General features: G+C 68.4%; 17 protein-coding genes and 1 pseudogene. 8 read left to right on the top strand and 10 right to left on the bottom strand.

The window, feature by feature from the left end:
• Positions 1-281: 281 nt before the first annotated feature.
• The 7 genes and pseudogenes from ABIA33_RS28065 to ABIA33_RS28035 form a co-directional block, all read right to left on the bottom strand.
• Entirely contained in the window at positions 282-470 is a 189-nt protein-coding gene (locus ABIA33_RS28065; protein WP_370085433.1) for a hypothetical protein, read from the bottom strand.
• Positions 467-742, bottom strand: coding sequence for a hypothetical protein (locus ABIA33_RS28060; RefSeq protein ID WP_370085432.1), 276 nt, complete (start codon positions 740-742; stop codon positions 467-469). Before ABIA33_RS28060 ends, ABIA33_RS28065 begins: the two co-directional genes overlap by 4 nt.
• A gap of 117 nt (positions 743-859) precedes the next feature.
• A complete protein-coding gene (locus ABIA33_RS28055) occupies positions 860-1,033 on the bottom strand; it encodes a KOW motif-containing protein (RefSeq protein ID WP_370085431.1) in 174 nt (57 codons plus the stop codon).
• Between the two features lie 225 nt (positions 1,034-1,258).
• Positions 1,259-1,615: a hypothetical protein gene (locus tag ABIA33_RS28050; RefSeq protein ID WP_370085430.1), complete on the bottom strand. Its 357-nt coding sequence runs from the start codon at positions 1,613-1,615 to the stop codon at positions 1,259-1,261.
• Positions 1,616-1,627: 12 nt separating this feature from the next.
• Positions 1,628-2,365 (bottom strand): transcriptional regulator, encoded by a 738-nt coding sequence (locus ABIA33_RS28045; RefSeq protein ID WP_370085505.1) that lies wholly within the window; start codon positions 2,363-2,365, stop codon positions 1,628-1,630.
• Positions 2,366-2,727: 362 nt separating this feature from the next.
• Positions 2,728-2,859 (bottom strand): annotated as a pseudogene (locus ABIA33_RS28040) (helix-turn-helix transcriptional regulator); the annotation flags it as partial.
• A 271-nt stretch (positions 2,860-3,130) separates the two neighbouring features.
• Positions 3,131-5,959 carry a PKD domain-containing protein gene (locus ABIA33_RS28035; RefSeq protein ID WP_370085428.1) on the bottom strand — a complete coding sequence of 943 codons (2,829 nt, stop codon included), beginning with the start codon at positions 5,957-5,959 and terminating at the stop codon, positions 3,131-3,133.
• Positions 5,960-6,403: 444 nt separating this feature from the next.
• Here ABIA33_RS28035 and ABIA33_RS28030 point away from each other — a divergent pair, with 444 nt between their 5' ends.
• A complete protein-coding gene (locus ABIA33_RS28030; protein ID WP_370085426.1) occupies positions 6,404-8,212 on the top strand; it encodes an NHL domain-containing thioredoxin family protein in 1,809 nt (602 codons plus the stop codon).
• A gap of 107 nt (positions 8,213-8,319) precedes the next feature.
• Here ABIA33_RS28030 and ABIA33_RS28025 read toward each other — a convergent pair whose 3' ends face one another.
• Positions 8,320-9,624, bottom strand: a complete 1,305-nt coding sequence (locus tag ABIA33_RS28025; RefSeq protein WP_370085424.1) for a M18 family aminopeptidase — start codon at positions 9,622-9,624, stop codon at positions 8,320-8,322.
• Between the two features lie 254 nt (positions 9,625-9,878).
• Positions 9,879-11,723, bottom strand: coding sequence for an acyl-CoA dehydrogenase (locus ABIA33_RS28020; protein ID WP_370085422.1), 1,845 nt, complete (start codon positions 11,721-11,723; stop codon positions 9,879-9,881).
• A 156-nt stretch (positions 11,724-11,879) separates the two neighbouring features.
• On the opposite strand from ABIA33_RS28020, the gene ABIA33_RS28015 reads away from it, so the two are divergent.
• The 3 genes from ABIA33_RS28015 to ABIA33_RS28005 all read left to right on the top strand — a co-directional run bounded on the left by ABIA33_RS28015 (position 11,880) and on the right by ABIA33_RS28005 (position 14,502).
• Positions 11,880-12,422 (top strand): SseB family protein, encoded by a 543-nt coding sequence (locus tag ABIA33_RS28015; protein ID WP_370085420.1) that lies wholly within the window; start codon positions 11,880-11,882, stop codon positions 12,420-12,422.
• Between the two features lie 129 nt (positions 12,423-12,551).
• A complete protein-coding gene (locus tag ABIA33_RS28010) occupies positions 12,552-13,511 on the top strand; it encodes a pirin family protein (protein WP_370085419.1) in 960 nt (319 codons plus the stop codon).
• A 229-nt stretch (positions 13,512-13,740) separates the two neighbouring features.
• On the top strand, positions 13,741-14,502 hold the full coding sequence (locus ABIA33_RS28005; protein ID WP_370085417.1) for a hypothetical protein: 762 nt from the start codon (positions 13,741-13,743) through the stop codon (positions 14,500-14,502).
• A gap of 79 nt (positions 14,503-14,581) precedes the next feature.
• On the opposite strand, the gene ABIA33_RS28000 is transcribed toward ABIA33_RS28005, so the two are convergent.
• Positions 14,582-15,403, bottom strand: a complete 822-nt coding sequence (locus ABIA33_RS28000; protein WP_370085415.1) for an integrase — start codon at positions 15,401-15,403, stop codon at positions 14,582-14,584.
• A gap of 234 nt (positions 15,404-15,637) precedes the next feature.
• Here ABIA33_RS28000 and ABIA33_RS27995 point away from each other — a divergent pair, with 234 nt between their 5' ends.
• The 4 genes from ABIA33_RS27995 (at position 15,638) to ABIA33_RS27980 (ending at position 18,332) form a co-directional block, all read left to right on the top strand.
• A complete protein-coding gene (locus ABIA33_RS27995) occupies positions 15,638-16,141 on the top strand; it encodes a DinB family protein (protein WP_370085414.1) in 504 nt (167 codons plus the stop codon).
• 107 nt (positions 16,142-16,248) lie between these two features.
• Positions 16,249-16,473 (top strand): hypothetical protein, encoded by a 225-nt coding sequence (locus ABIA33_RS27990; protein WP_370085412.1) that lies wholly within the window; start codon positions 16,249-16,251, stop codon positions 16,471-16,473.
• A 266-nt stretch (positions 16,474-16,739) separates the two neighbouring features.
• Positions 16,740-17,417: a hypothetical protein gene (locus ABIA33_RS27985; RefSeq protein ID WP_370085411.1), complete on the top strand. Its 678-nt coding sequence runs from the start codon at positions 16,740-16,742 to the stop codon at positions 17,415-17,417.
• 105 nt (positions 17,418-17,522) lie between these two features.
• Positions 17,523-18,332 carry a thioredoxin domain-containing protein gene (locus ABIA33_RS27980; protein ID WP_370085410.1) on the top strand — a complete coding sequence of 270 codons (810 nt, stop codon included), beginning with the start codon at positions 17,523-17,525 and terminating at the stop codon, positions 18,330-18,332.
• Positions 18,333-18,335 lie beyond the last annotated feature (3 nt).

Here is an 18,335-nt window from a genome sequence, read left to right as displayed (position 1 = left end):
GGTAAACCACGGTGAAACCGAGGCCCGTTCGACCAGCGGAGCGACCGCCCGAGGCGGGCTGAACGAGCAGCTCAGGGCTGGTTTTCCATGGCCACCAGGGCAATGGTTTCCCAAGCTCAGAGCGCGAGTTCGATTCTCGTCACCCGCTCCGTAAAATCCCCAGGCCAGGCGCCGGGGGTTTTGTTCTCGTTGTAGAGTCGGGCATAGAGGATCTTGGCCTGCCAGCGTGCCGTTCGCCGTCAGGTGGCGGGCAGTTGGTAGGCGAGGACGCGTGTGTCGTTCTACCGTTTCATGGCTCTGCACTTCTTGAGGAGCGCCGTGATGGTCTCCGGGCTTGCCTTGGCGTTCAGTGCAGTTACGAGGTCATCGGGGCAGAGCTCGTAGTGGTCCCCCCACCACCGACGCCCCTTCTTGTCCCAGATCCGGTAGCCGCCTGGGACGCCCCTAGCGACGTAGCGTCGTCTGCTCATGCCACGCCGCCCGAGGCGTGCCGGGGGACGAACAGCGACATCCGATAGGTCGTCGGCTGCACGAGACGCCCGCACAGGGTGTCCATCCGCAGGTGAGCCCGGTCGGTTACGGCGTACTCGGCCAGGTGCTCCCGGAGCCAGCCTCGCCATTCCTCATAGTCCTGAGTCTCGAAAATCCCCTGCCAATGACCCTCCGGCAGAGCTACGGCCTGCTGATGGCGCGCTTGCTGCTGTCGCTTCCTCTTTCGCTGCCCGGGCATGCCGATCACCATGACGGCAAGCCGCCCGCCTGGCAACCGTTGGGTCGTCTCTGGGCTGTGCGAGGGGAACCAACGGTGCCCCAGAGCTGCGACCGCCCGGACCCGCTGATCCGACGTAGCTCAGGCGGTCTACTCGACCGTGGGTAGAGGGATGTCGATCAGCGTCTCATCTCCGAAGATCAGCACGACGACGCCCACCCGCTTTCTCTCAGCGTCGATGAAACGCACCACGCCAGTAAGGTTCGCGAAGGGGCCTTCTCTAACGAGGACGCTGTCCCCAACGTGTAGTTCGGGCGTCTCCACAGTGTCTCCTGTGGCTGAGCATGGGGGTGGCTGAAACTGAAGCGGTGACCGGGCCGTAGTGCGTCCTAGCGTGGACTGCGCGTAGGCCGCCCCGCTAACCTTGTCCCCGGCACGGGCCAGCATGAGCCCCCGGTCCATCTCAAGGTGCGTCCGGAACCGGGGCAGGCTGGCAGGACGGCCGCACGCTCCTGCGGTTGGCGGCGCTTCAGGGCTGAAGCAGCCAGGCTATTGATGTTCGATAGCCTCGAAAATGTCGGAGTTGGTCTCCCGCTGCCAGTCTGGCTGGTCGACCCAATCGGCAACGTAACTCGGCTTCGGTTCCTCGAATTGCTTGTAGATTTGAGCAATCCAGCACAAGGAAACGAATCGTCCCTTCTGCTCGCGGCTCAGCTTGGCCGCGCTGCCCGAGCTGACGTTTAGGAACCCTCGAACCTGCTCATAGACAGTCGCCGCGGCCTCCTGCTCCCACAGCGGCATCTCCGCCCACGGAGAGATGTAGCCAGACTTCGGCTCTCCGGGGAAATGCTTCAGCACTCCAGCAATCCAAGCTTCCCGAAACTTGCGTCCATCCATCTCCGTCATGCCAGCCACTCCTCAGCTCACGTTCAAGGCGACGATTTCAGAATCCAGTTCAGCGATTCGAGCGTCACTGGCCACGGGGGCCAACTCGGCTCGCAGCGACTGGAGTCTACGGGCGATGTACCCCGACCCTGAACGCTTTGCGAGGTCTACAGCTTCGTGTGCGTGCGTCAAGGTCTCGTCGATGTCCCGGCGCTTCGCCCCGACGATTGCCAGGTCAGCGAGCACCGCTCCGCGCCTGCGATATGACAGCCCCTTGGCCAACGGGGACTGCTTGAGGGCGGCAGTGAGCGCCTGCTCCGCCAGGTCCAGCCGTCCCAGCTCGACGTACCGCGCGCCGCGCTCCTCCGCCAGGCGGGAGCCGTCGAAGCGGAGCCAACCGTCATTGGAGGAACCTGCGGGAAGCTCCATCACCTGTTCCGCACGTTCCAAGGCACGTTCACAGTCCTCCAGCGCCCCGAGACCGGCGAATGCCTGCGCCTGGACAGCAGCAACCCAATGGCGGGTGGACAGACTGCTGTCCCCTTGGAGGGCAACGCGCTCAGCTACGGTCAGCATCTCCGACGCCTCACCGTGTCGGCGCTCATACAGACCCAGGTAGGCATGCCTGGTCAGAGCACAAGCCCACAAGTCGTAGGCGCCGGCCTCCCGACTGGCGGACATCGCCAGCATGTAGCACTGTGCCGCGTCGGTGTACCGATCCCCGTCGAAGAAGACCTCACCAGCGAGTTGGAACAGGTCTGCGGAGAACACACAAAGTCGCTTGGCCCCCGGCCAGCACCGAAGGCACCAGAGAGCACGCTGAGCTGATCCCGGACCAGTGGGAGGACTGCACTCTTCGAGCGGGCGAGTTGGTAGACCTGCCACAGGTGCCCGTTCATGGCTTCGAAGTCCTCGAAGCGCTCTTCAAACGTCTGCGGACCGGCCGGAAACATCGCCATGGAGCCGGTCAAGGCTAGGAGGCGTAGGAAGTCACGACGGATCATGTCGTCAGGATCACCCGGAGCTACGGCCACAGCGAGGAGAGGGGGCACCGCTGTCTGTTCGGGTGATAGCAGCCGATCTAGCTCATCGGCGTCAACTTGAAGGATGCGCATCAGTTTTGGGCGATGGACAGGCTGCGGAGAGTTCTCCCCCCGCTCCCAGCGACCCACCGTGGCACGGTCGGTCTCCGCCGCGTTGGCGAAGTCCTCCTGGCTGAGGCCGAGGGCCTTCCGCCGCTTCACCAGTTGGGTTCGCCTAGACATCCTTGCCTTCCTGCTCCCTCCGAGTCTGCCCAGAGATCGCGGTCAGGGAAGGCTGCATAACTTACAAGACGCGTCAGCGCCGGCGGCACGGCATGGATCGGCCCTAGAGCGGGCGGTCAGCCATGAGGCAACACGGGCACAAGCCCCCGGTGATCACAGAGGGTCGCAACTCCATGATCACCGGGACTGTGCCCGCCCTGCTACCGGGGTTCCCTACGCCGCCAATCTGAGCGGGCTTATGCCCTCCAGGAGGAGGGCCGGAAGAAGTGACTCAGGACGACGCGGCATAGAACCCGTTCATGTCGACGATCAGGTCGACCGGAGCTCCGCTCCCGTTGTAGAGCACGATCGACCCGTCCGAACCGATGGACGTCACGGCGGCGTTGGCCACCGTCTGCCCTGTCGCGAAGTTCAGGCTCGACGCGTTCGGCAGTGAGGTACCGCCCGGGTAGGCGGTGATGAACCCGGGCTGGGTCCCGTCGGTGACGGTCAGGTTGAGCTCTGCCGCGACGGCGCCGGTCACCGGCACGCCGTTTGCGCCAGCCAGGTGGAGCGTCAGCGACTGGTGCGCGCCCAGCTTGGCGATGTGACCGGCGGTGCCGGTGCCGTACCGTGTGTCGAGCAGCCGAGTGGGTTGGGTCGGCACGATCACGGCGGCGGTGCCATAGACGTGGTAGTAACCCACCAGGTCCGCGACGAAGTCGGCGCTCCCACTGCTGGCGTTTGAGAGGACGACCTTCCCGTCGGTCACCGGCACCACGACGAGGTTCGAGACGGTCTGCCCCGCCACCCAGTTGGAGTTGGACGTGCCAGGGTTGGCGACTCCGTCGCCATAGGCGGTCAGATGACCGGCGGCCTTCGTGTCGGTGATCGCCACATTGAGCACCACCGCCGTGGCATTGGAAGGAACCCCGTTGTTCCCGCCGACAGTGAGGACGACCGAACCTCCGCCCCGCACCAGGGACTTGGGCGCTCCAGTACCGTCCCGGGTGTCGAGTACCCGCACCGGGCCGACGGGTGAGTAGGTAGGGCCGATGCCGCCGCCCGCACCTGGCACCAGGCCGGCTTCAAAACCGTAGGTGTCTACCAGTAGGTCGATCGGGCCCCCGCTGCCGTTGTAGAAGTCGATGACACCGTCCTTGCCGGCAGCGGCCAGAAGACCGTTGGCCACGGTCTGACCGCGGGTGTAGTTGAGCGTGGAACCAGTCGGCCTGGAGGTCCCGTCAGGGAACACCGTGAGGAAGCCGCTGGCCTTGGTGTCGGTGACCGTGACGCTCAGTCCGGCAGCGTCTGCGCCCGAGGCGTCATCAGTGAGCTGCTTCAGGGACAACCGGACGGTGCCGTGCGCCGGAACGCTGTCGAGGCCAGTGCTGCGGCTGTCGTAGACCCGCATGGGGGTCTTCGCCCAGAACTCGTCCCCGACGGTGATGGTCGTGCTCGCCGTGGAGGTGCGGCCGAGCACATCCGTAGTCACGATCTTGGCGTTGTAGGTGCCTGGGTGGGAGTAGGTCCAGTCGGTCTCGGTGTTGAACGCCGCCTGCGTCTTGGTCCCGTCACCTGGGTAGAGCTCAGCGCTCGCCAACTCCCAGGCATTGGCACCTGAGGCGACGCTGAACGCAGCCAGGTCGGGGGCGACCATTGTGGTTGCCCCGACCGACGTCAACGATGTGGCCGAAAGCGTGATCGCGGGCGCGGAGGGCGTCGCCACCTTGACCCCCTGATACGTCTTCGCCGCGTACCCGTTGACGTCGGCCGTCGTGGTGACAAGCCTGTACGTGCCAGGTGTGGTGTAGACGTGGGAGATCTGGCCGCCGGTCACCGCCTGCGGACCGCCACCGTCGCCGAAGTCCACCGTCGTGGTGAGAGCATCCCCCCAGCTGTCGCCAACCTTCGGGGTGACCGAGAAGGTCAGCGGAGCCGGTCCGGACGCAGTGGCCGGGCTGTAGACCGGCTCGAGCGAGAGGGTATCCTCGCGCTCGACCGCACCCCGGTCCATGATCCCTGTGCCGGCACCGGTGTTCGGCACCTGGGGATCGTCCGCGGGCGGGTTCCCGTAGTAGTCAGTGCTCGTCGCGCCCGGGGCGTCGGAGTTGCCTGAGTCGATCAGCGGAGAACCTTCGGCGGGCGTCATGGTGATGTCCGCCGGCGGCACATCGAGATCGTGGGCGGCCTGTCCCGGAACCGCGGCCGCGAGCTGCGCGCCCGTGGTGTAGTCGGTCCCGCCCCACGCATAGTCGAACCGCGGCGCGGGGACGGACCAGGCGTTGTAGTCCGCGGTGACACTCCCCGCGCTGTCCGACGAGACCGACACCAGCGGCGGGGCACTACACGTCGAAAGGGCCGCAGCGGTCGCCTTTGCGGCGTTGTTCTCGACGGTCGCCGACGTGCCACCCGTCAGGCTCACAGACGTGGCACAGGGCGTTGTATAGAAGGTGTTCCCGGTCAGCGCAAGCCCTGAAGCACCGTTGGCAACAACGTCACCGCCCGCATTGACACGGAGCCAGTCAGACGCTGCCGCGACCTGAGCCGCCCCTGCGTCCACCCGCAAGCCCGGGCCTGTGCTGCTGACGACCTGAGTACGGGTGATGCTCACGTTCGAGGACGAGCCGTCGACATGGATCCCGGCGCCCACAGCCGTGCTCGTCCCGACGTGGTCCGTGGTGGACGTGTCGACGCTGATCTCGCTGGAGCCGTTTACATCGATGCCGTCTCCGAAGGCGTACTCGACGTTGAACCCGCTGAATCGCACGTCATGGACGCCCGCGAAAGTCAGCCTGGACAGGATGGCGAGGTCGCTCCTGGGGTCGGTCGCCGCGAAATTGATCGGATCCCCCGCGCTGCCCGATCGGGAAATGACGACCGAACCGTACTCGAAGCCCGACTCAATATGGACGGTCTGTCCCGGAATGGCGACATCCGCCGCTTCCTGAATGCCGCAGAAAGGATGCGCAACAGTCCCGTCGCCCACTTGGAAGCAATCGCCCCCATTCACATAGAGGTCAGACGGCACCTGCTCTGCGCGGGCCGCGGCCACCGGGGCCAGCCCACCTGCCGCGAGCAAGGCCGAGGCGGCGATGGCGACTTTGTACCTCAAATTCATGAATTTCCCCCACTCCCGACAGTAGAGTACATATCGGGCAGCTTTTTCGTATACTCGAGCCCCGAAGATCACGAGGATGCTACTCCCGCACCGAGTGCCCAGGAACAGAATTCCGCTGCCAGGGACGGAACAGAGTGAGCCTGCTGCGTCTTCCGTCAGGTGGGCTCACTCTCAGCGTTGGTAAACCGACAGAATCCCTTGGCCTTCTCGATGGACCTTGCCCCCTGGTCCAAGGCGCCGTGCCGGCTCAGGACATCGGCCGGCGGACCGGCACCGGTCACCGCAACACTCCCAACCGTCCGTCGGCCAGCAGGGAGTGACTTGTTGACCACGAGGCCCCCGTCGTCGAGAGGATCCAGGATCAGCACACGCGGCACGGGCGAACCTCGACAGCCCTACGGCATGCTGGAATGCGTCCACAGCCCGATGCGGTTGGATGCAGGTATGGCATCACGTGCACGCGTACGCGCCCCCGAACTTGTCGGCGCAGGCGGATGGATCAACACAGGCGGCAAGAACCTCACGCTTGCCGACCTACGAGGTAAGTGCGTCGTTGTAGACTTCTGGACCTTCTGCTGTATCAACTGCCTGCACGTCCTGGACGAGCTGCGGGAGCTGGAGGAGAAGCACCGGGACACGCTGGTGATCGTCGGGGTGCACTCGCCCAAGTTCGTGCACGAGGCCGAGCACCAGGCGGTGGTGGACGCCGTCGCGCGCTATGACGTGCAGCACCCGGTGCTGGACGATCCGGAGCTGGTCACCTGGAAGCAGTACGCCGTCCGGGCCTGGCCCACGCTCGTCGTGGTCGACCCCGAGGGGTATGTCGTCGCCCAGCACGCCGGCGAGGGCCATGCCCACGCCATTGCCGCCCTCGTTGCCGAGCTTGAGACCGAGCACGCCGCGAAGGGGACGCTGCGCCGTGGCGACAGCCCGTATGTCCCGCCGGCGGCCGAGCCCGGCGCGCTGCGCTTCCCCGGGAAGGCCGTCCGCCTCCCCGGTGGTAGCTACCTGGTCGCCGATTCCGGGCACCACTCGCTGGTCGAGCTGGCCGAGGACGGCGAGACGGTGCTGCGGCGCATCGGCAGCGGCGACCGGGGCTTCGCCGACGGCCGGTCCGACCAGGCCCGTTTCAGTGAGCCGCAGGGCCTCGCGCTGCTGCCGGACGGCGACGTGGTCGTCGCCGACACCGTCAACCACGCCCTGCGCCACGTCGACCTGGAGACCGGCACGGTCACCACCCTCGCCGGAACCGGCCGCCAGTGGTGGCAGAACTCCCCCACCTCGGGCCCCGCCCGCGAGGTGGACCTGTCCTCACCCTGGGACGTCGCCTGGTTCGACGGCCAGGTCTGGATCGCCATGGCGGGCACCCACCAGCTGTGGACCTACGACCCCGAGTCCGCGACCGTCACCGTCGCTGCGGGCACCACCAACGAGGGCCTGGTCGACGGCCCGGCAGACGAGGCCTGGTTCGCGCAGCCCTCCGGCCTCGCCGCGACCGAGGAGCGCCTCTGGATCGCCGACTCGGAGACCTCGGCGCTCCGCTACGTTTCACGTGAAACCCATGTGGTCCACACGGCCGTGGGGACCGGCCTGTTCGACTTCGGCCACCGCGACGGCGACGCCGCGCAGGCACTGCTGCAGCACCCGCTCGGGGTGACCGTCCTGCCCGACGGCTCGGTCGCGGTCGCGGACACCTACAACCACGCCCTGCGACGCTTCGATCCGGCCTCTGGCCAGGTCAGCACCCTCGCCACGGACCTGCGCGAGCCCAGCGGCGCGGTCGTCGTGGACGGCGACATCGTCGTCGTGGAGTCCGCCCGGCACCGCCTGACCCGGCTGCGGCTTCCAGAGGAAGCCGTCCAGGTCGAAGCCGCCGCGCACCGCACGCAGCGTCCGGCCACCGAGGTCGCCCCTGGCGCGCTTCAACTGGACGTGATCTTCGCGCCCCCGGCCGGGCAGAAGCTGGACGAGACCTACGGACCGGCCACCCGGCTGCTGGTCAGCTCCACCCCGCCCGAGCTGCTCGCCTCCGGGACGGGAGCCGACACCGCCCTCGCCCGCGAGCTCCGACTGAACCCCGAGGTCACCGAGGGTGTGCTGCACATCTCGGCCATGGCCGCCTCCTGCGATGACGACCCGGCGATCGAGTTCCCGACCTGCCATGTCCACCAGCAGGACTGGGGCGTCCCGGTCCGGCTGGTGGACGGAGCAGCGAACCGGCTGCCGCTGGTTTTGGCGGGGATGGACGGGTGAGACACGGAAGGGAGCTGCGGCGAGTGAGGCACGGCCAGTGAGGCACGGCAGGTGAGGCACGGCAGGTGAGGCGCCGTGAGGGAGGCGCCAGAAGCCTGGAGCCGCGGTCAGCTCTCCAGGAACGCCCTCAGCGCCGACGCGAGCAGGTACGGATCGTCGGCGCCGCACAGCTCCCGGGCCGAGTGCATCGACAGCGCAGCGATTCCGCAGTCGACGGTGGAGATGCCCAGCCGGGCCGCGGTGATGGGGCCGATGGTGGTGCCGCAGGGCATGGAGTTGTTGGAGACGAAGGTCTGCCAGGGCACTCCGGCCCGCTCACAGGCCGCGGCGAACACAGCTCGCCCGACACCGTTGGTGGCGTAGCGGTTGTTGACGTTGACCTTGAGGATCGGGCCGCCGTTGGGCATCGGCTGGTGTCCGGGCTCGTGGCGCTCGCTGTAGTTGGGGTGCACGGCGTGGCCCATGTCCGAGGACAGGCAGACCGTTCCGGCGAGCGCGCGGGCACGGTCCTCCAGGCTTCCGCCGCGGGCGTGGACGGAACGTTCCAGCACCGTGCCGAGCAGTGGCCCCTGCGCGCCGGTGTCGGACTCGCTGCCGTTCTCCTCGTGGTCGAACGCGGCCAGGACCGGGATGCAGGGGAGCTTCGCCCCGGCGGCGACCGCGGCCAGTGCGGCGGTGCCCGCGTGGACGGACAGCAGGTTGTCCAGACGGGGCGCGGCCAACAGCTCGCGGTCCCGGCCGAGGTAGGACGGCGGCTGGATGTCATGGACCATCAGGTCCCAGCCGACGACCCCTCCCGGGTCGAGGCCGGCGGACTGGGCGACGTACTCGATCAGCGAGCCCTCGGTGACCCGGCCCAGGCCCCAGACCGGCGTGAGGTGGCGCTGTTTGTCGAGGGTCATGCCGTCGTTGACGCCGCGGTCCAGGTGGATCGCCAGCTGCGGGACCCGGAGCAGCGCCTCGTCGAGTTGGACCAGCCGGGCACTGCCGTCACGCAGGACGAGGCGGCCGGAGAGGCCGAGGTCGCGGTCCAGCCAGGTGTTCAGCGGGACCCCGCCGTAGATCTCCACCGCGACCTGTCGCCAGCCGGCCGCGCCGGTGTCGGGGATGGGCTTGACCCGCAGGTTCGGCGAGTCGGTGTGCGCGCCGACGATGCGGAACGGGGTGGCTGCTGTGGCCCCCTCGGGGATGTACCAGGCGATGAGTGCGCCGCCCCGGATGACGTAGCGTCCGCCCGCCGTACCCTCCCAGGCCGCGGTCTCCTCGACCTGCCGGAAGCCCGCCTTCTCCAGCCGCTCTGCGGCGCTCGCCACCGCGTGGAACGGCGACGGGCTGGCCTGCAGGTACGCGATGAGGTCGTCGGTGTGGCGGCGGTCGAACGCGACGCTGCCCGCGCCGGCTGCGCTGGTCAATGCTGCTCCAGGGGTGAGGGGATCGGCCGGGGCGAGGCCCCGGACCAATCCGGTCCAGGCCCCGCCCCATGCCGTCCGAGCCTACGCCCGGGTCGAAGCTTGATTGTCTGTACCGCAACAGCGACGGTGCCGGAGAAGTGCCCTTGGCGGTCGCTTGTCCGGAGATCTTCTCGTCAAGTTCTGGTCAAGGACTCCGGCAACGCGAGGGCCCCGGGGCGTGCAGCCCCGGGGCCCTGGTGGCGCTGGGAAGGCGCTCAGAACGCGTCTTCCGGCAGGTCCATGATCGAGTTGTCGATGCCTTCGGCGATCAGACGCTGCGCGTGCACGGTCGGCAGCACCGTACGGGTGAAGAAGCGCGCCGCGGCGATCTTGCCCTGATAGAAGGCGACGTCCTTGTCGGACGCTCCCGCCGCCAGCTTGGCCTGGGCGACGGCGGCCTGGCGCAGCAGCAGCCAGCCGATGACCACGTCACCGGAGACCAGCAGCAGGCGGCTGGTGTTCTGGCCGACCTTGTACATGTTGCGGGTGTCCTGCTCGACCGAGGCGAGCTGGGCCAGCATCACGCCGACGATGGCCTCCAGGTCACTGGCCGCCGCGGCGAGCTGCTCACGCTCGGCTGCCAGGTCGTCGCCGCCGAGGCCGGAGGCGATGGCCTTCTGGATCTGCTCGGAGAGCCCGGTCAGGGCCTGGCCCTGGTCCTTGACGATCTTCCGGAAGAAGAAGTCCTGGCCCTGGATCGCGGTGGTGCCCTCGTACAGGGTGTCGATCTTGGCGTCGCGGATGTACTGCTCGATCGGGTACTCCTGCAGGTACCCGGAGCCGCCGAGGGTCTGCAGCGACTGGGCCAGCTGCTCGTACGACTTCTCCGACCCGTAGCCCTTGACAATGGGCAGCAGCAGGTCGTTCAGGCGCTCGGCGGCGTCGGCGGACTCGCCGCGCGCCTTGTGCAGCTGGATCTCGTCCTGGACCGAGGCCGTGTAGAGCACCAGGGCGCGCATGCCCTCGGCGTACGCCTTCTGGGTGAGCAGCGAGCGGCGGACGTCGGGGTGGTGCGTGATAGTGACGCGGGGGGCGGCCTTGTCGAGGAACTCGGCGAGGTCCGGGCCCTGCACGCGCTCCTTGGCGTATTCCAGCGCGTTGAGGTAGCCGGTGGAGAGGGTGGCGATGGCCTTGGTGCCGACCATCATCCGGGCGAACTCGATGATGCGGAACATCTGGCGGATGCCGTCGTGCTTCTCGCCGAGCAGCCAGCCCTTGGCGGGGTGCGGCGTCCCGTTGTGCACAGCGCCGAAGGTGAGCTCGCAGGTGTTGGACGCCTTGAGGCCCATCTTGTGCTCGACGTTGGTGGCGTAGACGCCGTTGCGCTCGCCGAGCTCGCCGGTCTCCCAGTCGAAGTCGTACTTCGGCACGATGAAGAGGCTGAGGCCCTTGGTGCCGGGGCCGTGTCCCTCGGGGCGGGCCAGCACCAGGTGGATGATGTTCTCGGACATGTCGTGCTCGCCCGAGGTGATGAAGCGCTTGACGCCCTCGATGTGCCAGCTGCCGTCGGCCTGCTGGACGGCCTTGCTGCGGCCCGCGCCGACGTCGGATCCCGCGTCGGGCTCGGTGAGGACCATGGTGGCGCCCCAGCCCTTGTCGGTCATCAGCTGGGCGACCTTGAGCTGCTCGTCGGTGCCCTCGTCGGCGACGACGCCGGCGAAGGCCGGGCCCGAGGAGTACATCCAGATGGCGGGGTTGGCGCCGAGCACCATCTCCGCGTACGCCCAGATCAGGGTGCTGGGGGTGGGGGTGCCACCGATGGACTCCGGGATGCCCAGGCGCCACCACTCGGCGTCCATGTACGCGTGGTAGCTCTTCTTGAAGGTCTCCGGCACCGGCGCGGTGTTGGTCGCCGGGTCGAACACCGGCGGGTTGCGGTCGGCGTCGGCAAAGGACGCTGCCAACTCGTTCTCGGCGAGGCGGGATATCTCGGCGAGGATGCTCTTCGCCGTGTCCACGTCCATGTCGGTGAACGGCCCGCTGCCGTAGACCTCGTCACGGCCAAGGACCTCGAAGAGGTTGAACTCCAGGTCGCGGAGGTTGGACTTGTAGTGACCCATGAACCTTCTCCGGTCATCGCGTCGGTAGGTGCCGGGACTGCGCGGGCCAGAATAGGCCCCCTACCCAGCGGTAAGTACCATGATGCTACCCACAGGTAACTTATTTCAACCCCAGTGGCCCGACCGGGTGCCCCAGGACTCGATAACCTTGGCCTCGTGTACGGCTACGAGCAGACGACGAGCGGCGCCGGACCCGGCTACCAGGGCGGCCCCTACCAGCAGCAACAGCAGGCGCAGCAGCCCGGCACGGGCGCGGGCATGGGCGGCGGCATGGGCGGCGGCGGCCTCGGGGACGGCTACGGCCAGCAGCAGCCGCAGCAGCCGCTCTACCCCGAACCCTCGCCACCCTCGCTCAGCGACGCCGTACGCGCCTTCACCACCGGCGGACTCCCGGTCGAGGACTTCCAGTCGATCTTCATCACCTCGAAGGTCTACTGCCCGCGCGGCGAGCGCCCCGGCTTCCTCGCCCTGCACAACACCCCGCAGCCGGTGATCCCGATGTTCAGCTCACTCAAGGAGCTGCGACGGTACGCGGGCAAGGAGTCCAAGTACTTCACGGTCACCGGCGCCGAGGTGCTGGACCTGCTCCCCACCGGCTATGGCTTCGCCATGGACATGGAGGGCGAGCACCGGATGGTGTTCGACGCCAAGGCCGTGGAGCAGATGGTCGACTTCACCATGCGGCGGATGTACGGCTGACCCTCACAGGCGCACGGGCCGCGCCGCAGCATGGACTAATGGTTGAAACTTCAACTTGCATTCGGTTGATGCATCAACTAATCTCATCGGTGTCGGCATCCCGTTGCCGCGCAGATCGAGGAGGTTGCCATGCCCGCAGTGACCGTCGAAAACCCGCTGGTCCTGCCGCGGGTGGAGACTCCGGACCCCACCACCGCCGTACCCCGCCCGGTGCTCCAGGTCGTGACCGCTCCCGAGGGCTTCGAGGGAGAGGGCTTCCCTGTCCGCCGCGCCTTCGCTCGGATCAACACCAAGTACCTCGACCCCTTCATCATGATGGACCAGATGGGCGAGGTGGAGTACGCACCCGGGGAGCCGAAGGGGACGCCGTGGCACCCCCACCGCGGCTTCGAGACGGTGACCTACCTCATCGACGGAAAGTTCGTCCACCAGGACTCGACCGGCGGCGGCGGCTTCCTCGGCGACGGTGACACCCAGTGGATGACCGCAGGCGCGGGCATCCTGCACATCGAGACCCCGCCGGAGGACCTGGTCGTCTCCGGCGGCCTGTTCCACGGACTCCAGCTGTGGGTGAACCTGCCTGCGGCCGACAAGATGATCAAGCCCAGGTACCAGGACATCTCCGGCTCGAACGTGAAGCTGCTGACGACGCCGGACGGCGGCGCGATCCTGCGGCTGATCGCCGGCGAGATCGGCGGCATCGAGGGCCCCGGCGTGACCCACACGCCGATCACGATGATCCACGCCACGGTCAGCCCCGGCGCACGGATCACCCTGCCGTGGCGCAGCGACTTCAACGCCCTGGTGTACGCGCTGAACGGGCGCGGCACGGTCGGCGAGGAGAAGCGTCCGCTCGGGATGGGCCAGTCCGTGCTCTTCGGGGACGGCGACAGCATCACCGTGCAGGCCGACGCCACGCAGGAGTCGAGGTCGCCGAACCTGGACCTGGTGATCCTGGGCGGGCAGCCGATCCGGGAGCCGGTGGCGCACTACGGACCGTTCGTGATGAACAGTCACCGCGAACTCCAGCAGGCGGTCGAGGACTTCCAGGCCGGACGTTTCGGCCAGATCCCGGCCGAACACGCCTGATCAGGGGCGTAAGGACCGGGTGACAGGTCCGCTTTTCAGGACATTGAGGGCCGATGCACCCAGGTGCGTCGGCCCTCACCTGTAACAGGGTTGTCACAGCTGCCCCTCAGGTCCCGGCTGTCAGCGGCGTGTCGTAGTGTCAGCTCGTTGATCGCGGCAGCGAGGAAGCAGGGGGTCTCCCTGCCCGCGCCGCGTCACGTGCTCTTGCACGCACTTCTGGGGGCTCAACTTGAAGTTTCGCACCTCCCTGGGCACTGCGCTGGCCGCTGCCGCCGGTGTGCTGGCGCTGACCGCCGGGCCGGCCCTGGCCGCCACGCCCGTCGCGCACAGCGCGTCGGTTTCCGCGTCGGCGTCCACCCGCATCGCCACCCACCTGTCCATCTCGGCCAGCGCCCGCTGGATCAGCCCGGGTCAGACGATCACGCTGACCGCGCACCTCGACAGGCACGGCTACAACCGCACCGTCACCATCTTCGGCCAGGACTGGGCCGGCGGCGCTCGCTACGTCGTCGCCCGGGGCAACGTCGACCGCTGGGGCAACCTGTCCGTGCCCGTTCGCAGCTACCAGAACCACACCTTCTGGGCCCAGTTCGACGGCGGCACCGCATACGCCCCGTCCGTGGCGACGGGCGTCGGCGTCCACGTGGGCTCCAGCACCTCCGGCTCGTTCTCGGGCTACTACTCGACCTACAGCTGGGCCGGCCACTCCGTCGCCCGCGTCCACGCGAACGTCGCTCCCGTGCTGCAGGGAACCGTCTACCCGAACAAGGCCGGCGAGAACATCTCGATGACCGTGCAGGTCTACTACAAGGGCCAGTGGATCGCCGCCAACCAGACGCACTACTTCCAGCTCGGTTCCTCCAGCCAGTACAAGGTCAACTTCCCCAACTGGCCGAAGGGCTGGGTCTTCCGCTCCGCCGCCGGCTTCGGTGGCGACGCCCGCAACGGCAGCAGCAGCACCGGCTGGCACTACTGGACCGTCACCAGCTGATCTCGGCTGATCTCAACTGAGCTCGACTGACCCAGGGTCAGCAGCCTGCTCAGGGGGTGCCGTGGCACCACGGCACCCCTCACGGCAGGCGCGCGTAGACCACCGTGGCGTCGTCACGGGCCCTGCCGCGCGGCCAGCGCGCGCAGGCGGGGTCGCCCGCCTCCACCTGCCGTACCCGGCGCAGCAGTTCGGCCGGGCCCTGGTCGTCGAGCAGCGCCACCGCGTCCGGCCAGCTCCCCAGCGCGAAGCGCTCCACGTAACGTGACGCACCGTCGGTGAGCGCCGTCAGCGAACGCAGCTCGGACAGCGGGACGGTTCCGGTCTCCGCGTGGTCGGCCGCCTTCGGCAGTGCCGCGGCGATCCACGGGCCACGCCCGGTGTTCCGGGCCGCCCGCACCGCGACGGCGTAACGCATGTGCAGCGCGGCCCGCTCGGGGCTCCCCGGTGGCATCGCGTGCACCTCGTGGCGCAACGCCTCCCCGGCCGGGAAGGGCTGGTTGTCGCCGATCACCGCGATCGCGCCGAAGCGATCCAGCACCAGCAGCGAGTCCCCCAGCACCAGGTACTGCAGTGCCGGTCCGTGGCGGCGAACGGCCACCACCATCGCGGCAGGGGTGTTGGGGTGCGCGAGATCGCAGCGGGCACCGTGCAGGGACGCCGTCTCGGCGATGGCGTCGCTCAGGCACTGCGCCATGGTGCGGTCCGGCCGGTCCACCAACCGGGTCAGCAGGTGCACTCCCAGCCTGCGCGCGTACCAGGCGGTGCCATGCTGGCAGCCCGACTCCAACGCCGCAGGCGAGCTCGAACCGTCCAGCAGCACCAAGGCCTCGGGCGTAGCCGCCGCGTAGTCCTCGCTCACCCGGTCCGGGCGCTGCGCTTCCCCCGCCATCTCCACGCGCATGGTTGCCAGTGTGCGGGACCGGGGTCGGTCCGGACAGTACTTCGACCCGGATGTCCCCCGCAGCGGTGGTGGCGGGCACGGCTGTGCGGTCCCCGGGGTTGTCGGCGCCTGCGGCTGCTCGGTGGGGCTTCGCGGTAGAGGTTCGCGGTAAGAGGTTCGCGGTCGGGGCGCGCGGTGCGGCCGTAAGGCGTACACGGGGTTGTCGGCGCCGCACGCGAGGACGATGCTCACCGCATGACGAGAACCGACCTCCCCGAGACCATGGACGAGCTCGCCATGGTCACGACCCTGCTCGACTACGTCCGCGCGACCGCGAAGGCCAAGTGCGAAGGGCTGAGCGACGCCGACGCGGGCCGTTCGGTCCTGCCGACCTCACCGCTGATGACCATGTCTGGGGTGATCAACCATCTGCGCTGGGTGGAGATCCACTGGTTCCGCACCATCTTCCTCGGAGAGGAGGACCGTGGCCCCTGGACCGAGGAGGACCCGGACGCCGAGATGCGGCTCGGACCGCAGATCCCGCTGGCAGAACTGCTGGACCTGTACGAGGCGGACTGCGAGCGGCACCGCCAGATCGTCGCTGTGACCGATCTGGACACCCCCGCGAAGCAGCAGATCCGGGACGGCCGGGAGATCAACCTGCGGTGGGTCCTGAACCACCTGATCGAGGAGACCGCCAGGCACAACGGCCATCTGGACATCATCCGCGAGCTGCTGGACGGCACCACCGGCGACTGACCCGGGGCAGATCCACGGCGGCAGCGAGCCTCGCGTCCGGCACCGATCTCATCTCGACTCGACGGCAAACCTGCCCGACACCACCCGGCAGGCGCATACTGAAGGCAATGACCAGAACCGCCGCGCCCCGGCGCCACATGCCCACCAGTCCCTTCAAGGCACCTGCCGAGCCCCCGACTCCCGAGAGCTTCACCATCGGGGATCTGGTAACGGACGACCATCACGGACTCGGACGGATCATCGGAGTCGAGGGGGAGACCGCGGTAGTGGTCGACTTCGGCTCCCGGCAAGTCCGGATCCCGACCCCGTTCAGCAAGCTCAACAAGCTCTGAAGCAGACGGCTGCCGCGCCTGGCAGTCGTCGTTTGGTACCAGGACGCCCAGCACGGGTCCGAGCGGCAGTGGCCGGTCGGTCCCGCTGGGCGTTTTGAGCTGCCCCGAGCCGTCCTGCCCCGATCCGTCCTGGCCCGATCCGTCCTGCCCCGGCCGAGCCGCAACCGGGTCCACCGAGCCGTTCCCACGCTGTCAACGCGCTGTGAGCGGCAGCGCCGTCCGAGGCTCCTGGGCCTGACGGACGGCGCCTGGCATACTCCGTGGGTGTGGGCAGCGGAGTCATAGTCAGGGTCGTCCGCGCGGCGGTGTTCGCCGGCGTGTCCCTCTCGCTGTCCGCAGGCGGCTACCTCCTGGTGACCGGGGCGCCGCTCCCCGCCGCCACCACGCTGTGGGCCGGCCTCGCGGTGTTCGCGCTGGCACTGCTGCTCACCGCCGACGAGCGCGGCTTCGTTCGGATAGCGGCTGTTCTGGTCCCGCTGGAACTCGCGCTAAACGCCACGTTCAACCTCGGGCAGGAGACCTGCGCCCCCGGCGTTCAGCCGGCCAGCGCGCTGGGCGGACTGCCCGACCTCCTGCTCTGCGGCGGCGGCGCGACCCGCGGTCCCGCCGTCGGCCCCGGCCTGCTGCATCTGGCGATCCCCGCCGAGCCGACCACCTCCCGGTTCGCGCTGCTGCTCGCCGTCGATCTGCTCGCTGCGCTGCTCGCCGCGGCCTGGCTGCGGCGAGGCGAGGCCGCGGTCTTCCGCACCCTGCGCGCCGTCGCCGTGTTCGCCGCGTCACTCGCAGCGGTTCCGCTGCGGGTGATCTTCGCCGTACTCGCGCCGACCTCACAGGTCGGCGTAGCGGTTGCCCCGGCGCCGAGGCTCAGCCAACCCGGCCCCCAGGACGTTCTGCTCCGCACCGCGAGGCGGCGTGGTCCGCCGCTCCTCGCCGCGATGTGCTGAGCGGAAGAACCTGAGCGTTCCCCGCCCCGAGAGGGGCCTCTTCTGCCTGCACATTCCGGATCCGTCGTCGTTCCACCCCCCCCGGAGCAGGAAGAGACCACAGCCATGAGCAGGAACAGCACCCACAAGCCCACCGAATCCGCCCGAGACCGGATGATCGCCGAGCGACGCCTCCAGGAGCGGACGGCGGCCCGCCGCCGGATCGCCCTGATCGCCCTCGCCGCCGTGGTCGTCGTGGGCGCGGGCACCGCGATCAGCGTCGCCCTGGCCGGTGGCAGCTCGACGAAGGCCGGCAACGCCACCTCGACCACACCGCTGACCGTCCCGGCGAACACCTCGGGCCCCGGCGGCACGGTCATCGTCTACGGCAAGGCCGACGCCCCCAACACCCTTGACGTGTACGAGGACTTCCGCTGCCCGGTCTGCGACTCGCTGGAGCGGGCCGACGGCACGACGATCCAGAAGCTCGCCGACGACGGCAGCTACAAGATCCAGTACCACATGGGCACGTTCCTGGACAACAACCTGGGCGGCTCCGGCTCCATCACCGCGCTTGCGGCAGCCGGCGCCGCGCTCAACGAGAGCACGGCGAAATTCGAGCAGTTCCGCAACGTGCTCTACGCCAACCAGCCGGACGAGCAGAACGACTCCTTCTCCGACGTGAACCACCTGCTCGACCTGGCCGGCAAGGTCCCCGGACTGAGGACCCCTGCCTTCGACCAGGCGGTGCGGAACGGCACCTACAAGCCCTGGGCCGCCAAGGTCAGCGACGCCTTCAACGCCAGCGGCGTCACCGGCACACCCACCTTCAAGCTCAACGGCAGCACGCTGACGCTCTTCGGGAGCAACGGTCCGATCACGCCGGCGCAGTACCAGGCGCTGGTCCAGCAGACCGTCTCCGCCACCAAGAAATGAGCG

The organism is Streptacidiphilus sp. MAP12-16 (assembly GCF_041262165.1).
Classification (GTDB): domain Bacteria; phylum Actinomycetota; class Actinomycetes; order Streptomycetales; family Streptomycetaceae; genus Streptacidiphilus.
The sequence above is the reverse complement of the archived record's forward strand: the minus strand, read 5'-3'. Positions and strand labels throughout refer to the sequence as shown.